Origin of the sequence: Pantoea phosphatilytica, assembly GCF_051025615.1 — a bacterium.
Classification (GTDB): Bacteria; Pseudomonadota; Gammaproteobacteria; order Enterobacterales; family Enterobacteriaceae; genus Pantoea.
The window spans coordinates 553,505-568,101 of the sequence record NZ_JBPFDF010000001.1; the positions used below are offsets into that span (position 1 = coordinate 553,505).

General features: G+C 57.2%; 11 protein-coding genes. 4 read left to right on the top strand and 7 right to left on the bottom strand.

Annotated elements, in window-relative coordinates:
- Positions 1-89: 89 nt before the first annotated feature.
- The 3 genes from ldtD (at position 90) to ACR6AS_RS02840 (ending at position 3,295) form a co-directional block, all read left to right on the top strand.
- Positions 90-1,901 carry a L,D-transpeptidase gene (ldtD, locus tag ACR6AS_RS02830; RefSeq protein ID WP_111138799.1) on the top strand — a complete coding sequence of 604 codons (1,812 nt, stop codon included), beginning with the start codon at positions 90-92 and terminating at the stop codon, positions 1,899-1,901.
- 176 nt (positions 1,902-2,077) lie between these two features.
- Entirely contained in the window at positions 2,078-2,626 is a 549-nt protein-coding gene (gene mepK, locus ACR6AS_RS02835; protein ID WP_111138798.1) for a peptidoglycan L,D-endopeptidase MepK, read from the top strand.
- Positions 2,627-2,665: 39 nt separating this feature from the next.
- The gene (locus ACR6AS_RS02840; RefSeq protein WP_111138797.1) at positions 2,666-3,295 is read left to right on the top strand and encodes an MBL fold metallo-hydrolase; all 630 of its coding nucleotides are present in this window, start codon (positions 2,666-2,668) and stop codon (positions 3,293-3,295) included.
- A 68-nt stretch (positions 3,296-3,363) separates the two neighbouring features.
- On the opposite strand, the gene ACR6AS_RS02845 is transcribed toward ACR6AS_RS02840, so the two are convergent.
- The 4 genes from ACR6AS_RS02845 to pncB form a co-directional block, all read right to left on the bottom strand.
- Positions 3,364-4,554: an amino acid aminotransferase gene (locus ACR6AS_RS02845; protein ID WP_434161073.1), complete on the bottom strand. Its 1,191-nt coding sequence runs from the start codon at positions 4,552-4,554 to the stop codon at positions 3,364-3,366.
- A 231-nt stretch (positions 4,555-4,785) separates the two neighbouring features.
- Positions 4,786-5,895 (bottom strand): porin OmpF, encoded by a 1,110-nt coding sequence (ompF, locus tag ACR6AS_RS02850; RefSeq protein WP_111138795.1) that lies wholly within the window; start codon positions 5,893-5,895, stop codon positions 4,786-4,788.
- A 300-nt stretch (positions 5,896-6,195) separates the two neighbouring features.
- Positions 6,196-7,596, bottom strand: coding sequence for an asparagine--tRNA ligase (asnS, locus tag ACR6AS_RS02855; protein WP_434161075.1), 1,401 nt, complete (start codon positions 7,594-7,596; stop codon positions 6,196-6,198).
- A gap of 156 nt (positions 7,597-7,752) precedes the next feature.
- The gene (gene pncB / locus ACR6AS_RS02860; RefSeq protein ID WP_111138793.1) at positions 7,753-8,958 is read right to left on the bottom strand and encodes a nicotinate phosphoribosyltransferase; all 1,206 of its coding nucleotides are present in this window, start codon (positions 8,956-8,958) and stop codon (positions 7,753-7,755) included.
- Positions 8,959-9,201: 243 nt separating this feature from the next.
- Between pncB and pepN the strand changes: the two genes are divergently transcribed.
- Entirely contained in the window at positions 9,202-11,817 is a 2,616-nt protein-coding gene (gene pepN, locus ACR6AS_RS02865; RefSeq protein WP_434161078.1) for an aminopeptidase N, read from the top strand.
- Positions 11,818-11,858: 41 nt separating this feature from the next.
- On the opposite strand, the gene ssuB is transcribed toward pepN, so the two are convergent.
- The 3 genes from ssuB to ssuD are packed head-to-tail and all read right to left on the bottom strand — an operon-like array spanning position 11,859 to position 14,594.
- Positions 11,859-12,647, bottom strand: a complete 789-nt coding sequence (gene ssuB, locus ACR6AS_RS02870) for an aliphatic sulfonates ABC transporter ATP-binding protein (protein WP_111138791.1) — start codon at positions 12,645-12,647, stop codon at positions 11,859-11,861.
- Positions 12,644-13,435 (bottom strand): aliphatic sulfonate ABC transporter permease SsuC, encoded by a 792-nt coding sequence (gene ssuC, locus ACR6AS_RS02875; protein WP_111138790.1) that lies wholly within the window; start codon positions 13,433-13,435, stop codon positions 12,644-12,646. The genes ssuB and ssuC overlap by 4 nt, the downstream gene beginning before the upstream one ends.
- Before the next feature lie 10 nt (positions 13,436-13,445).
- Positions 13,446-14,594 carry an FMNH2-dependent alkanesulfonate monooxygenase gene (gene ssuD / locus ACR6AS_RS02880; protein WP_293773918.1) on the bottom strand — a complete coding sequence of 383 codons (1,149 nt, stop codon included), beginning with the start codon at positions 14,592-14,594 and terminating at the stop codon, positions 13,446-13,448.
- Positions 14,595-14,597 lie beyond the last annotated feature (3 nt).

Genomic DNA, 14,597 nt, shown 5'->3' on the forward strand with positions numbered 1-14,597 from the left:
TTTTGTTTGTATACTCAACATTATGAGTAGCAGCCCGAACGCAGTCGTTACAGGGAACGCTGCGTAGTTGAGAAGATAAGGGGGCAGGGATGTTGCTGGTAAAAAAGGTTAATCATCATCGCGTTGTATCATTGTTAGCGCTGGCGCTAACCGCTGTTCCATTTACGCTACCACAAGCCGCGATTATCGCTGCACTGCCCGGCAAAACGCATGCGGCACTCTCCGTCACTGAAAGTCAGCAACGTATCCGCCAGGCTTTTTCCGGCGCCGATCAGCCATTCTATCAGGCGCCGCTGGCGGCGCTCTATGCGTCCCGCAATATGCAGCCGCTCTGGCAGGATGCCCAGGCAGTAGAAAAATTTCAGCAGCAGCTGGCTGAGGTGGCGCTGTCTGGCGTTCAGCCGCAGTTCACGCGCTGGATTGAGCGTCTGACTAACCCGGCTATTACCGGCTTTGCGCGGGATGTAACCCTTTCCGATGCGATGCTGGGTTATCTGCAGTTCGTCTCCAGTGTTCCGACCCAGGGGGAAACCTGGCTCTACAGCAATGTTCCTTACCGGCTGACGCAGCCGTCGGTCGCGGTAGTCAATCAGTGGCAGAATGCGGTCAATGCCGGAGCGGCCAGCCACTTTATAACCTCACTGCAGCCGCAGCATCCCCAGTATAAGCTGATGCACGCTGCGCTGAAGACGCTGCTCAGCGACAGACAGCCCTGGCCACAGCTGAAAAGCAGTGAAACGCTGCGTCCGGGTCAGGTCAGCGATGATGTACCGGCACTGCGTGAAATATTGCAGCGCAGCGGCATGTTAACGGCGCAGGTAAATGCACCGGCACCCGATGACGATGCGGTGCCCGTCGCACCCTCGCCGGTAACGCATAGCGACCAGCCGGTGGCGGTCAGCCCTTCTGCTGCGCCGATCAGCAATCTGATTTCCCCTGCACCGCAGTCGCCAGGTAACGTCCGCAGCCAGACACTCGAAGGCAACACGGCCAATATTTACGATGAGACGCTGGTAGCGGCGGTGAAACGTTTTCAGCAGTGGCAGGGACTGGATGGCGATGGCGCTATCGGGGCCAGAACGCGGCAGTGGCTCAACGTCTCTCCGCAGATGCGCGCGTCGTTGCTGGCGCTGAATATTCAGCGACTGCGTCTGCTGCCGGACGATATGCATAACGGCATCATGGTCAACATCCCCAACTATTCGCTGATCTATTACAACAACGGCAATAAAATTCTCTCATCGCGGGTTATCGTCGGCCGTCCCGATCGCAAAACGCCGTTGATGCGCAGCGCGCTGAACAATGTGGTGCTCAATCCGCCGTGGAACGTGCCGACGACGCTGGTGCGCAAAGATATCATTCCTAAAGTGAAGCAGGATCCAACTTACCTATACAAGCATGGTTATACCCTGCTGTCGGGCTGGAGTGCGGATGCTGAAGTCATCGACCCCAGCATGATCGACTGGCGCATGGTAACCGCCTCCTCGTTTCCTTACCGGCTGATTCAGGCACCGGGTGAAGCCAATGCGCTGGGGCGTTATAAATTCAATATGCCCAGCTCGGATGCGATCTATCTGCACGACACGCCTAACCACAACCTCTTCCAGCGCGATATTCGTGCGCTGAGCTCAGGCTGTGTCCGGGTCAATAAAGCCTCTGAACTGGCGGGTCTGTTGCTGCAAGATGCAGGCTGGAATGATTCCCGCATTTCCAGCACCCTGAAAGAGGGCGATACCCGCTATGTGCCGATTCGCCATCGCATTCCCGTCAATCTTTACTATCTGACAGCGTGGGTCGCAGATGACGGCAAACCCCAGTTCCGTACAGATATTTACAATTATGATGACACGGCGCGTTCGGGCAGCCAGGCGCTGAGCCGGGCAGAGAAATTGCTGCTCTAGTGATTGATTTTGCATCGTTAGCGGTGCAGGGAGAAGAGGCAGCCAGAGGCGATCCTGGTGCGGGTCGCCTCGCAAACTGCTGGTGGATGGGTTGACGCTCCACTGAGAGAAAGTTATGGTTCGGCCTGTGCGCTTTTTGCACATGACTATGGCTTGACTCTCAGGTAATCCGCTACATGTCTACTATTGATTCTTTTCGTCGCAAACTACTGTTATGCGGTAGCGCCGCCGCCGGACTGGCACTCCTGCCAGCTTCTGCCAGGGCCTCACTTTCAACGTCTCGTCCGCGTGTGTTGATGCTCAATAACCTTCACACCGGTGAAACCCTTAAAACTGAATTTTTTAATGGTAAGAGTTACGACAAGGATGAGTTGTCACGATTAAATCACTTCTTCCGGGACTATCGCGCCAACAAAGTAAAAAGTATTGACCCCCATCTGTTTGACCAAATCTTTCGCCTGCAGGCCCTGCTGGGGACGCGTAAACCCATTCAGCTGGTGTCGGGTTATCGCTCTCTGGCCACCAATAATATGCTGCGGGAAAGTGGTCCCGGGGTAGCCAAGCATAGCTATCACACCAAAGGTCAGGCGATGGATTTTCATATTGAAGGGATTTCGTTAGCGAATGTACGCAAAGCGGCGTTATCTCTGCGCGCCGGTGGTGTAGGATATTATCCCCGCAGTAACTTTGTGCACATTGACACCGGGCCGATCAGGCACTGGTAACGACACCGGCAACGCTGCGTGAGCCGGTCATGGAGCGTTATGAATTACCACATTATTCCTGTTACAGCGTTTGCTCAGAACTGTTCCGTTATCTGGTGCGAGACCACGCGTGAAGCCGCGCTGGTCGACCCCGGCGGCGATGCTGAACTGATTAAGCAAACGCTGGAACAGCTTAGTCTTAAACCCGCTCAGATCCTCCTGACGCATGGCCATCTGGATCATGTCGGGGCCGCCGTGGAGCTGGCCGCCTTCTATGATGTTCAGATTGTGGGGCCGCAAAAGCGCGATGCTTTCTGGCTGGAGGCGTTGCCCACGCAGAGCCGGATGTTCGGACTGGAAGAGTGCGCGCCTTTTACCCCCGATCGCTGGCTGGAAGAGGGCGAGAGCGTGCAGGTCGGGCTGACCACGCTGGAGGTGCTGCACTGTCCGGGACACTCGCCCGGGCATGTTGTGTTCTTTGATCGTTTGGGGCGCTTGCTGATCTCCGGTGACGTCATTTTCAATGGCGGCATCGGGCGCACTGACTTCCCGCAGGGCGATCACCAGCAGTTAATCGCGGCTATCCGCAGCAAACTGCTGCCGCTGGGCGATGACGTGACGTTCCTGCCTGGTCACGGCCCAGTCTCTACGCTGGGACATGAACGCATCAGCAACCCTTTCCTGCAGTAAAGCGTCAGCGGTTTTCCTGCCATAAAAAAATGGGCCATCCGGCCCATTTTTTCGTTACGTCGTCTGCGTTACAGCACAGCGACAATCGCTTCACACAGCGCCGACATATTGTCTGGCGTCATGCCCGCCACGTTCACGCGGCCTGAGTTGACGGCATAAACCCCGAACTCTTCCCGCAGGCGGATCACCTGATCTTTGGTTAGGCCGCTGAACGAGAACATACCGTTCTGTCTGATGATAAAGCTGAAGTCGCGCTGTGCACCTTTTTCCGCCAGGGTGTTCACAAACAGCTGGCGCATGCGCTGGATGCGCTGACGCATATCCGACAGCTCCTGCTCCCAGATTGTGCGCAGCGTGTCATTGCCCAGGATCGTGGCGACCACCGCCGCACCATGCGCTGGTGGGTTAGAGTAGTTGGAGCGGATCGTATATTTCACCTGGCTGAACGCGGTATCGGCTACGCCCGCCTCCGCTGCCACTAGCGTGATGGCACCTACACGCTCGTTATAGAGACCAAAGTTCTTCGAGTAAGAGCTGGCAACAATCAGCTCCTGATGTGAGGCGGCAAAGATGCGCAGGCCTTCAGCATCTTCCTCCAGACCACGGGCAAAGCCCTGGTAGGCGAAGTCGAATAACGGCAGCCAGCCCCTGGCCTGTGAAAGCTGCGCCAGCTGTTGCCACTGCTCCGCCGTCGGGTCAATCCCGGTCGGGTTATGGCAGCAGCCGTGGAACAGCACCACATCACCCGGCTGAACCTGCTGCAGCGACGCGATCATCCCTTCAAAGTCCAGCGAATGGGTCTCTGCGTCGTAATAGTGATAGTCGCAGACTTCAAGACCGGCAGCGTGAAACACGTTGTGATGATTCGGCCAGGTCGGATTGCTGATCCAGACCCGCTTCACCGTGGTCTGCGTAGCAAGAAAATCGGCTGCAACACGCAGTGCGCCTGTACCGCCCGGCGTCTGCGCGGTGCGCGCGCGGCTGGCGGTAATCAGGGGGCTCTGGATGCCGAACAGCAGGGCCTGCGTGCAGCGGGCGAAATCCGCCAGACCATCAATGCTGAGATAGTTTTTTGTGGTTTCGTTTTCCAGCAGGTATTGCTCAGCCTTTTTAACACTGGTCAGCACCGGGGTCTTGCCGGTTTCGTCTTTATAAACGCCGATACCCAGATTGATTTTTTCAGGGCGGTCGTCGGCACGAAACAGATCGGCCAGCCCAAGAATAGGATCGGCGGGTGCAGCAGAGATCGATTCAAACATGTGTCAGGTCCATTAGCGTGAACTTAAGCAAGAGGACTCTCAGGTTAGCGCCCGGCCGGGCAAATGCCAACCGTTTGCGAGACAAATTCCTGCATTTTGCGCTGCAGATGACGAGAGGGTCAAACCAGCGTGAAGAAGCACGGGGGAAGGTGGTGTAAAACGCGGATATCTCAAATCGCTGCCATAAAAAAACGGGGCCAGAGCCCCGTTTTTCAACATGCTGAAGCAGGATTAGAACTGGTAAACCAGGCCCACACCCACCACGTCGTCTGTATTCAGACCCAGTGGGTTGTTGTCATTCAGCTGGTTGATTTTGTAATCAACATAGGTAGACATGTTTTTGTTGAAGTAGTAAGTCGCGCCAACGTCGAAGTATTTAACCAGGTCAGCATCGCCCACGCCTTCGATATCCTTGCCTTTAGACTGCACGTATGCCAGGGATGGACGCAGACCGAAGTCGAACTGATACTGCGCAACCAGCTCAATGTTCTGTGCTTTGTTAGCAAACGCGGTTAAGTCACCTGATTTGATAGGTGTAGAGTTACGGGTTTCACCATACATTGCTGCCAGATAAACGTTGTTTGCATCATATTTCAGCGCGGTTGCCCAGTTTTCAGCACGTTTACCTTCGCCAACACCTGTAGCTACGTTGGTATTAGTATTTGTATCACGAACGGTACCAGCAGACTGCGCATTAGTACGATCGCTGCTGCTATATGCTGCTGCGAAGCCTACACCAATTGGAGAAACATAGCTGGTTGACACACCGTAGCCGTCACCGTTAGCGCGACGAATGTCTGCACGGTCATTTTTGCCCTGGTACTGAGCCGCAAAGTCCCAGCCATCAACCAGGCCGAAGAAGTTGGTGTTGCGGTAGGTCAGCAGGCCGGTGCTGCGACCGTTCATGAAGTTATCTGAGTAGCCTGAATCGCCACCAAACTCTGGCAGCATATCGGTCCAGCCGATTGCATCGTAAACCACACCGTAGTTACGGCCGTAATCGATTGAGCCCGCGTCACCAAATTTCAGACCGGCAAAGCCCAGACGGGTTTTGTTGCCGTCCTGTGCGTCAGAACCTTCAGAGTTGTTCGCCTGAATGTTGTATTCCCACTGGCCGTAACCGGTCAGTTGATCATTGATCTGGGTTTCGCCTTTGAAGCCGAAGCGAACATAAGAGTTGTCACCGTTGTTGCCGTCGTCATCTGAGAAGTAATGCAGGCCAACAGCTTTACCGTACAGGTCCAGTTTGTTGCCGTCTTTGTTATAGATTTCGGCAGCATTGGCTGCGCCGGCGGCTAACAGAGCAGGGATAACCACTGCAAGAATATTGCGCTTCATCATTATTCATTACCCTCATTGGAGTTATTTGTACACCTGCCACTGCCGTCAGGAAATCTTTACGGAACCCTGAACGAAGTTTGGTGTCTTCCTGTGTCTGCACGCATCTTTCCATCCCCCCCGCCTTAATTCTAGCGCGAAAATGCTACTAAACTCGTAATCTGGTTTCAAAAGGAAAATATGTATTACAAAATGTAAAAAATACGGAACTTTGTGAGACAACTCAAAATTTACAAAAATAAAAAAAGGCCGGCAGTGCCGACCTCTTTATATATATGAATTTCTTATATTTAATGCCGAATCTTAGAAGCTCGCGTTGCGTGGCGTACGTGGGAAGGGGATAACGTCCCTGACATTTTGTACGCCGGTAACATAGGCGATTAAACGTTCAAAGCCCAGGCCGAAACCAGAATGTGGCACGGTGCCATAGCGACGCAGATCACGATACCACCAGTAATCTTCTTTATTCAGGCCCATCTCTTCCAGACGCGCATCCAGCACATCCAGACGCTCTTCACGCTGTGAACCGCCGATGATCTCACCGATGCCTGGTGCCAGAACATCCATTGCTGCCACGGTTTTGCCATCGTCGTTCAAACGCATATAGAACGCCTTGATGTCTTTCGGATAGTTTTTCACCACTACCGGTGCTTTGAAGTGTTTCTCAGCCAGATAGCGTTCATGCTCAGACGAGAGGTCGATGCCCCAGGAAACCGGGTTTTCGAAGCTCTGGCCGCAGTTCATCAGGATCCCGACCGCATCGGTGTAGTCGACCTGCGCGAAATCGGTGGTAATGAAGCGCTGCAGGCGTTCTACCGCTTCTTTGTCTACGCGCTCGGCGAAGAAGGCCATATCATCGGCGCGCTCTTCCAGTACCGCGTTAAAGACATACTTCAGCATGGCTTCCGCCAGGTCAGCCGCATCATCCAGTGAGGCAAACGCAATTTCCGGCTCCAGCATCCAGAATTCCGCCAGGTGACGGCTGGTGTTGGAGTTCTCTGCACGGAACGTCGGGCCGAAAGTGTAGATTTTCGACAGGGCGCTGGCGTAGGTTTCGCCATTGAGCTGACCCGACACGGTCAGGAACGCCTCTTTACCAAAGAAATCTTCGCTGAAGTCAACATGGCCCTGATCGTTACGCGGCAGGTTTTCCAGATCCAGCGTGGAAACACGGAACATTTCGCCGGCGCCTTCGGTATCGGAGGCAGTAATCAGCGGGGTAGAGACCCAGAAATAGCCGTTCTCATGGAAGAAGCGATGCAGCGCCTGCGCCAGCGTATGACGAACGCGGGCGACCGCACCGATCAGGTTGGTGCGCGGACGCAGGTGCGCCACTTCGCGCAGGTATTCGATGCTGTGGCGTTTCGCCGCCATCGGATAGCTGTCGGGATCTTCGACCCAGCCCACCACCTCCAGGCTGGTCGCCTGAATCTCAAAAGCCTGGCCCTGACCCGGCGAGGCCACCACTTTACCGGTGACGATAACGGAACAGCCCGTGGTCAGACGCAGCACTTCATCCTGATAATTATTCAGAGAATTATTGACGACAGCCTGAACGGGATTAAAGCAGGAGCCATCATAGACGGCGATGAAGGAAAGACCGGCTTTTGAATCTCTTCGGGTACGCACCCAACCACGTACGGTGACTTCACTGTCAACCGCGACGCGACCGTGCAGTACATCCGCTACAGGCACTACGCTCATAAATATCTCTCTATATAGAAGAAGTGAGTAAAAAGTTGCCCCATCCGGGGTTTTGCTATGTTACTTGCGAGTCTTCAGGAAACAAGCAAAATTCAGGGGGAAAGCGGATTTATTACAGCAGAGGCGGGGCGTATCAACGCCCCGATTAAGAGGGATTCAGCTCGCTTTTTTCACCAGTGGCAGATCAAAGGCTTTGCGCAGGGCGCGGACAAAGGCTTTATCCTGGCAGATCGTTTTACCCGGACTGTCTGAGAGTTTCGCGACCGGCTTGCCATTGCACTGCACCAGTTTGATCACGATATTCAGCGGCGTCACGCCCGGAATGTCGCAGGTCAGGCGGGTGCCGATGCCAAACACCACGTTGGTTCGCTGACCAAAATGACGATAGAGCGCCAGCGCTTTGTCGAGGTTCAGGTTGTCTGAAAAAACCAGGTTTTTGCTGAGGGGATCGATACCGAGTTTCCGGTAGTGGGCGAGCGCTTTCTCTCCCCATTCGACCGGATCGCCGGAGTCGTGGCGCAGGCCCTGATAGCGACGGGCGAAGTGCGGCCCGAAATCACGCAGGAAGGCATCCATCGCAATACAGTCCGTCAGGGCGATACCCAGCTGGTCATCATACTCATCCAGCCAGGCCTGCAGCGCCGCACGCTGGCTGTTGGCCAGCACCGGGCTGATCTGCTGAAACGCCTGAAACCACTCATGCGCCTGGGTGCCCACCGGCGTCAGTGACAGACGACGCGCCAGATCATAGTTACTGGTGCCAATCAGCCACGGAAAATCCTGTTTCAGCGTGGAGACGATCGCCTCCTGCACATCCTGCGAATAGCGGCGACGGGTGCCGAAATCCATCAGGCGGAAGCGTGACATATCGAGATCAGCGACCTCGGTTTTAAAGGCGCTGAGTTTCTGGTGCAGATGGTCGACAGCCTGCTGAGTAGTGACCTGCGGCGTGCGATGACGATGCACAATCTCGCTGATCAGCGCCAGTAACGGCACCTCCCACATAATCACTTCACGCCACGGCCCCTGGATGCGGATATCCAGCATGCCGTGGTGATTGCGTACTTCAACCTGCTCCGGGTTATAACGAAACTGGCGCAGCCAGTGAAGATAATCCTGACGGAAAAAGGGAAGATGAGACAGCCAGGTCGCTTCTTCGTCAGTCAGCGCCAGGTCCTGCATTGTGGTGATCGCGTCACGAATGTCGTCAGCGTAGAGACCCAGCTGTTCGTCGCCGCGGCAGCGAAACTCCGCCTTCACCGTGACGTCATGATAACGGTGAAAAACGGCCTGCTGCATATGGAGCTTGTAGGCATCCGTATCCAGCAGCGAGGTCAGTATCGGGGAAGCATGTCCTGTCATGGCGCGTTTCAGCATCCTGTTCGGTGGCGCAGAGCCCGGTGTTGTACACAGTCATAAAGACGCGGAAGTATAATTCACTATCTGAAGCCGATCACAGCATATTTCAGTCGGAGAGGTCGAGGCCAATCTGTGCCTTTGTTAACAAACTGTAGCCATTTAGTCATTACGGTGCTTTGTGCGTGGCAAGCTTGTAGTAACAAGCTTAGACTTTGCCGGTAAACTTATAACAACGCGAGACGCAATATGACGCAACAGCCCCAAATTAAGTATCGCCACGACTATCGTGCGCCCGATTACACCATTACTGACATCGATTTAACCTTTGAGCTGGATGCGTCGACCACGCTGGTCACGGCCATCAGCCAGGTTAAACGACTGGGCGACAGCCAGGCTGAGCTGCGTCTGGACGGCGAAGATTTAACGCTGATTGCGCTGGAGATCGACGGGCAGCCCTGGACCGCCTTCCGGGAAGAAGAGGGCGCGCTGATCATCAGCCAGCTGCCGGACAGCTTCACCCTGAAAATCGTCAACGAAATTCACCCGGACCAGAACACCGCGCTGGAAGGGCTCTATAAATCGGGCGAGGCGCTCTGCACCCAGTGCGAGGCGGAGGGCTTCCGTCATATTACCTGGTATCTCGATCGGCCGGACGTCCTGGCCCGCTTCACCACCACGATTTATGCCGACGGTAAGCGCTATCCGTTCCTGCTCTCCAACGGCAACCGGATCGACAGCGGCCGCGATGAGCAGGGCCGCAGCTGGGTGAAGTGGGAAGATCCGTTCCCGAAACCCTGCTACCTGTTTGCGCTGGTGGCCGGCGATTTCGACGTACTGCGCGACAGCTTCACCACCCGTTCAGGCCGTGATGTGGCCCTGGAGATCTTCGTCGATCGCGGCAACCTGGATCGTGCGGACTGGGCGATGACCTCACTGAAAAACAGCATGAAGTGGGATGAAGAGCGTTTCGGCCTGGAGTATGACCTCGACATCTTTATGATTGTGGCGGTCGACTTCTTCAATATGGGCGCAATGGAGAACAAAGGGCTGAACGTCTTCAATGCCAAATATGTGCTGGCGAAAGCGGAGACGGCGACGGATAAAGATTATCTGGGGATCGAAGCGGTCATCGGCCACGAATATTTCCACAACTGGACCGGCAACCGCGTGACCTGCCGTGACTGGTTCCAGCTCAGCCTGAAAGAGGGGCTGACGGTGTTCCGCGATCAGGAATTCAGTTCCGACCTGGGTTCACGCGCGGTCAACCGCATCGACAACGTGCGTATCGTGCGCGGTGCGCAGTTCGCCGAAGATGCCAGCCCGATGGCGCACCCGATCCGTCCGGATCAGGTTATGGAGATGAACAACTTCTACACCCTGACGGTGTATGAGAAAGGATCGGAAGTGATCCGCATGATGCATACCCTGCTGGGCGAAGCGAACTTCCAGAAGGGCATGAAGCTCTACTTTGATCGTCATGACGGCAGTGCCGCCACCTGTGATGATTTCGTGCAGGCGATGGAAGATGCCTCTAACGTTGACCTGTCACAGTTCCGCCGCTGGTACAGCCAGTCCGGGACGCCTGTGCTGACGGTGCGCGACGACTATAACCCGGAGCTGGAGCAGTATACGCTGCACGTCACGCAGCACACCCCGGCGACCGCCGATCAGAAAGAGAAGCTGCCGCTGCATATTCCACTGGATATCGAACTCTATGACGGCGAAGGCAAGGTGATCCCGCTGCAGAACAACGGTCATCCGGTCTCTTCGGTGCTGAATGTCACCGAGGAGTTCCAGACCTTTATCTTCGACAACGTCTACTTCCAGCCGGTGCCGTCGCTGCTGCGCGAATTTTCTGCACCGGTGAAGCTCGACTATAAATGGAGCGATGCCCAGCTGACCTTCCTGATGCGTCACGCCCGCAATGATTTCTCCCGCTGGGATGCGGCGCAGAGCCTGCTGGCAACCTATATCCGGCTGAATGTCGCCCGCTATCAGCAGGGCCAGCATCTGTCGCTGCCGCTACATGTGGCCGACGCCTTCCGGGCGGTGCTCCTCGATGCCGACAGCGACCCGGCGCTGACCGCGCTGATCCTGACGCTGCCGTCAGAGAACGAAATTGCCGAACTGTTCGATACCATCGATCCGCAGGCAATTGCCCTGGTGCGTGATGCGCTGCAGCGTACGCTGGCCCGCGAACTGGCCGATGAGTTCTATGCTATCTACAACGCCTGTCAGCAGCCTGAATACCGTGTGGAACATCAGGCGATCGGTCAGCGCAGCCTGAAAAATGTCTGCCTGACCTATCTGGCTTTCAGCGATGCGCAGCTGGCGGATAAGCTGGTGCAGACGCAGTATGAGCAGGCAACTAACATGACTGATGCGCTGGCGGCGCTTTCCGCGGCTGTGGCGGCACAGCTGCCGTGTCGTGACGCGCTGCTGGCGGCGTATGATGAGCGCTGGCATCAGGATGGTCTGGTGATGGATAAGTGGTTTGTGCTGCAGGCGACCAGCCCGGCCGCGAACGTGATGCGTAACGTGCGTAATCTGCTGAACCATCGCTCCTTTACCATGAGCAATCCAAACCGCGTTCGCTCGCTGATTGGTGCGTTTGCCTCCGCTAACCCGGCCGCGTTCCATGCCCGGGATGGCAGCGGCTATAAGTTCCTGGTCGAGATGCTCACCGATCTCAACAGCCGCAACCCGCAGGTCGCGGCGCGGATGGTGGAGCCGCTGATCCGTCTGAAACGTTACGACGAAGAGCTTCAGGCGCTGATGCGTCAGGCGCTGGAGCAGCTGCTGGCGCTGGATAAGCTCTCCGGTGACCTCTACGAGAAAATCAGCCGGGCTCTGAACGCCTGATAGCAGAAAGGCGGAGCGTCTGAGACGGCCTCCGCCTTTTTTTAGCGCTGCTGCGCGTAACGTACCGGCGATACCGGCGCCGTACGCTGCATCACCCGTTCCAGCACCTCCGCCTCCAGCTCGGCCAGCCGCGCCGACCCACGTCGCCGTGGGCGTGGCAGATCCACCTGCAGATCCAGCCCGATCTCACCCTCTTCGATCAACAGGACACGATCCGCCATCATGACGGCTTCGCTGACATCGTGCGTGACCAGCAGCACGGTGAAGTGGTGCTGCTGCCACAGTGACTCGATCAGCCCCTGCATTTCAATGCGCGTCAGGGCATCCAGTGCCCCCAGCGGTTCATCCAGCAGCAAGAGACCCGGCCGATGGATCAGGGCTCTGGCCAGGGCCACGCGCTGTTTCTGGCCGCCGGAGAGCGCGGCGGGCCACTCGTCGGCCCGATCCGCCAGTCCTACCGCCGACAGCGCCGCCATCGCCGCGCTGCGCCATTCGCGTCCGCGCAGGCCAAGCCCGACATTGTCGATCACCTTTTTCCACGGCAGCAGTCGCGCATCCTGAAACATCAGGCGGGTATCGTCACGCGCCGACGCCAGCGGCGCATTGCCCGCCAGCAGTTCACCGCCCGTACTCTGCTCCAGCCCGGCCAGCAGGCGCAGCAGGGTACTTTTGCCGCAGCCACTGCGACCCACCACCGCCACAAACTGACCGGAAGGAATATGCAGGTCGATGCTGTTGAGAATGGTGCGATTGCCGTAGCGTTTACTGACGCCGTTCACGCCAACCGGCGTGCCGCTGTTCAGGCGGGCCGGTGAGAAAGTCTGGCTCATGCGTTCTCCTCCTTCAGTTGATAAGCGGGATGCCAGCGCAGCCAGACACGTTCCAGCAGCAGTGCGGCGACATCTGCCAGTTTGCCGAGCAGGGCATAGAGAATAATGGCGACGACGACCACGTCGGTCTGCAGAAACTCACGGGCGTTCATGGCCAGATAGCCGATCCCCGCATTCGCCGAGATCGTCTCGGCGACAATCAGCGTCAGCCACATCAGCCCCAGCGCAAAACGCACCCCCACCATGATGTTGGGCAGCGCACCGGGCAGGATCACCTGAATAAACAGGCTCCAGCCGGAAAGCCCGTAGCTGCGCGCCATCTCGACCAGCCCGCGATCGATATTACGGATGCCGTGATAGGTGTTGAGATAGATGGGGAACAGGGTACCCAGCGCCACCAGAAAAATTTTGGCCGACTCATCAATGCCGAACCAGAGGATCACCAGCGGGATCAGGGCCAAGTGCGGCACATTGCGCAGCATCTGTACCGAGGTGTCCAGCAGGCGCTCACCGGTTCTGGAGGTGCCGGTAATCAGGCCGAGCACCAGACCAATCGAACCGCCGATGCTGAAGCCAATCAGCGCCCGCCAGCTGCTGATGGCCAGATGCTGCCAGAGCTCACCGCTGGCAGTCAGTTGCCAGAAGGTGGTCACGATTTTCTCCGGCGCGGGCAGAATACGGTTCGATAACCAGCCGGTCTGCGAAGCGATCTGCCACACCACGACCAGCACTATCGGCAGCAGCCACGGCACCAGCGTATCGGCAAGGCGTTTTCGGGTTCTGGCCATTCTCCTCTCCTTAGCCGCGGGCGACTTTTTTCTCAGGGGTGAAATCGTTGGCGACCGCTTCACCGTGCGCCTGAACCACGCGCGGCTGTGGCACCAGCGGAACCTGCAGATCAAGATGCGGGAACAGCAGTTCGCCGACGCGGTAAGCCTCTTCCAGATGCGGATAGCCGGAGAGGATAAAGGTTTCGATGCCCAGTGCTTCATACTCCTTAATGCGGGCGGCGACGGTCGGGCCATCGCCAACCAGTGCCGTGCCGGCGCCGCTGCGCACCAGTCCCACGCCTGCCCAGAGGTTCGGGCTGATCTCCAGTTTGTCGCGGCGGCCGCCATGCAGCGCGGCCATCCGGCGCTGACCCACAGAGTCTGCCCGCTGGAACGCCGCCTGCGCCTTCGCGATAGTGGCGTCATCGACATTGGCAATCAGCCGGTCGGCGGCCTGCCAAGCCTCTTCATTGGTTTCCCGCACAATCACATGCAGCCGGATACCGAAGCGTACCGTCCGGCCCTGCGCCGCCGCTTTAGCACGCACCTGATCAATCTTCTCTTTGACCTGGGCAGGGGGTTCGCCCCAGGTGAGGTAGACATCCACCTGTTCCGCCGCCAGCTCCTGCGCCGGTTCAGACGATCCGCCGAACCAGAGCGGCGGCCGAGGCTGCTGAACAGGCCTGAACATCAGGCGCGCGCCGCGAACCTTCACATGTTTGCCTTCGTAATCGACGGTTTCGCCTTCCAGCACCCGGCGCCAGACGCGGGTAAATTCTGCCGACTCCGCATAACGCTCGCGGTGATCGAGGAACACCCCGTCACCGGCCAGCTCTTCCGGATCGCCGCCGGTGACCAGATTGAACAACGCCCGGCCGTTCGAGAGGCGATCCAGGGTCGCGGCCTGGCGCGCCGCCTGGGTCGGTGAAATTACGCCAGGGCGCAGCGCCACCAGGAAGCGCAGACGCTGCGTCACCGGGATCAGCGAGGCGGCAACCAGCCACGCATCTTCGCAGGAGCGGCCGGTGGGGATCAGGACGCCACCAAAGCCAAGACGGTCAGCGGCCTGGGCCACCTGTTGCAGATAGGCGTGGTCAACCGGACGTGCGCCTTCGGCGGTGCCAAGATAGTGGCCGTCGCCATGCGTCGGCAGAAACCAGAAAATGGAAACGCTCATTGT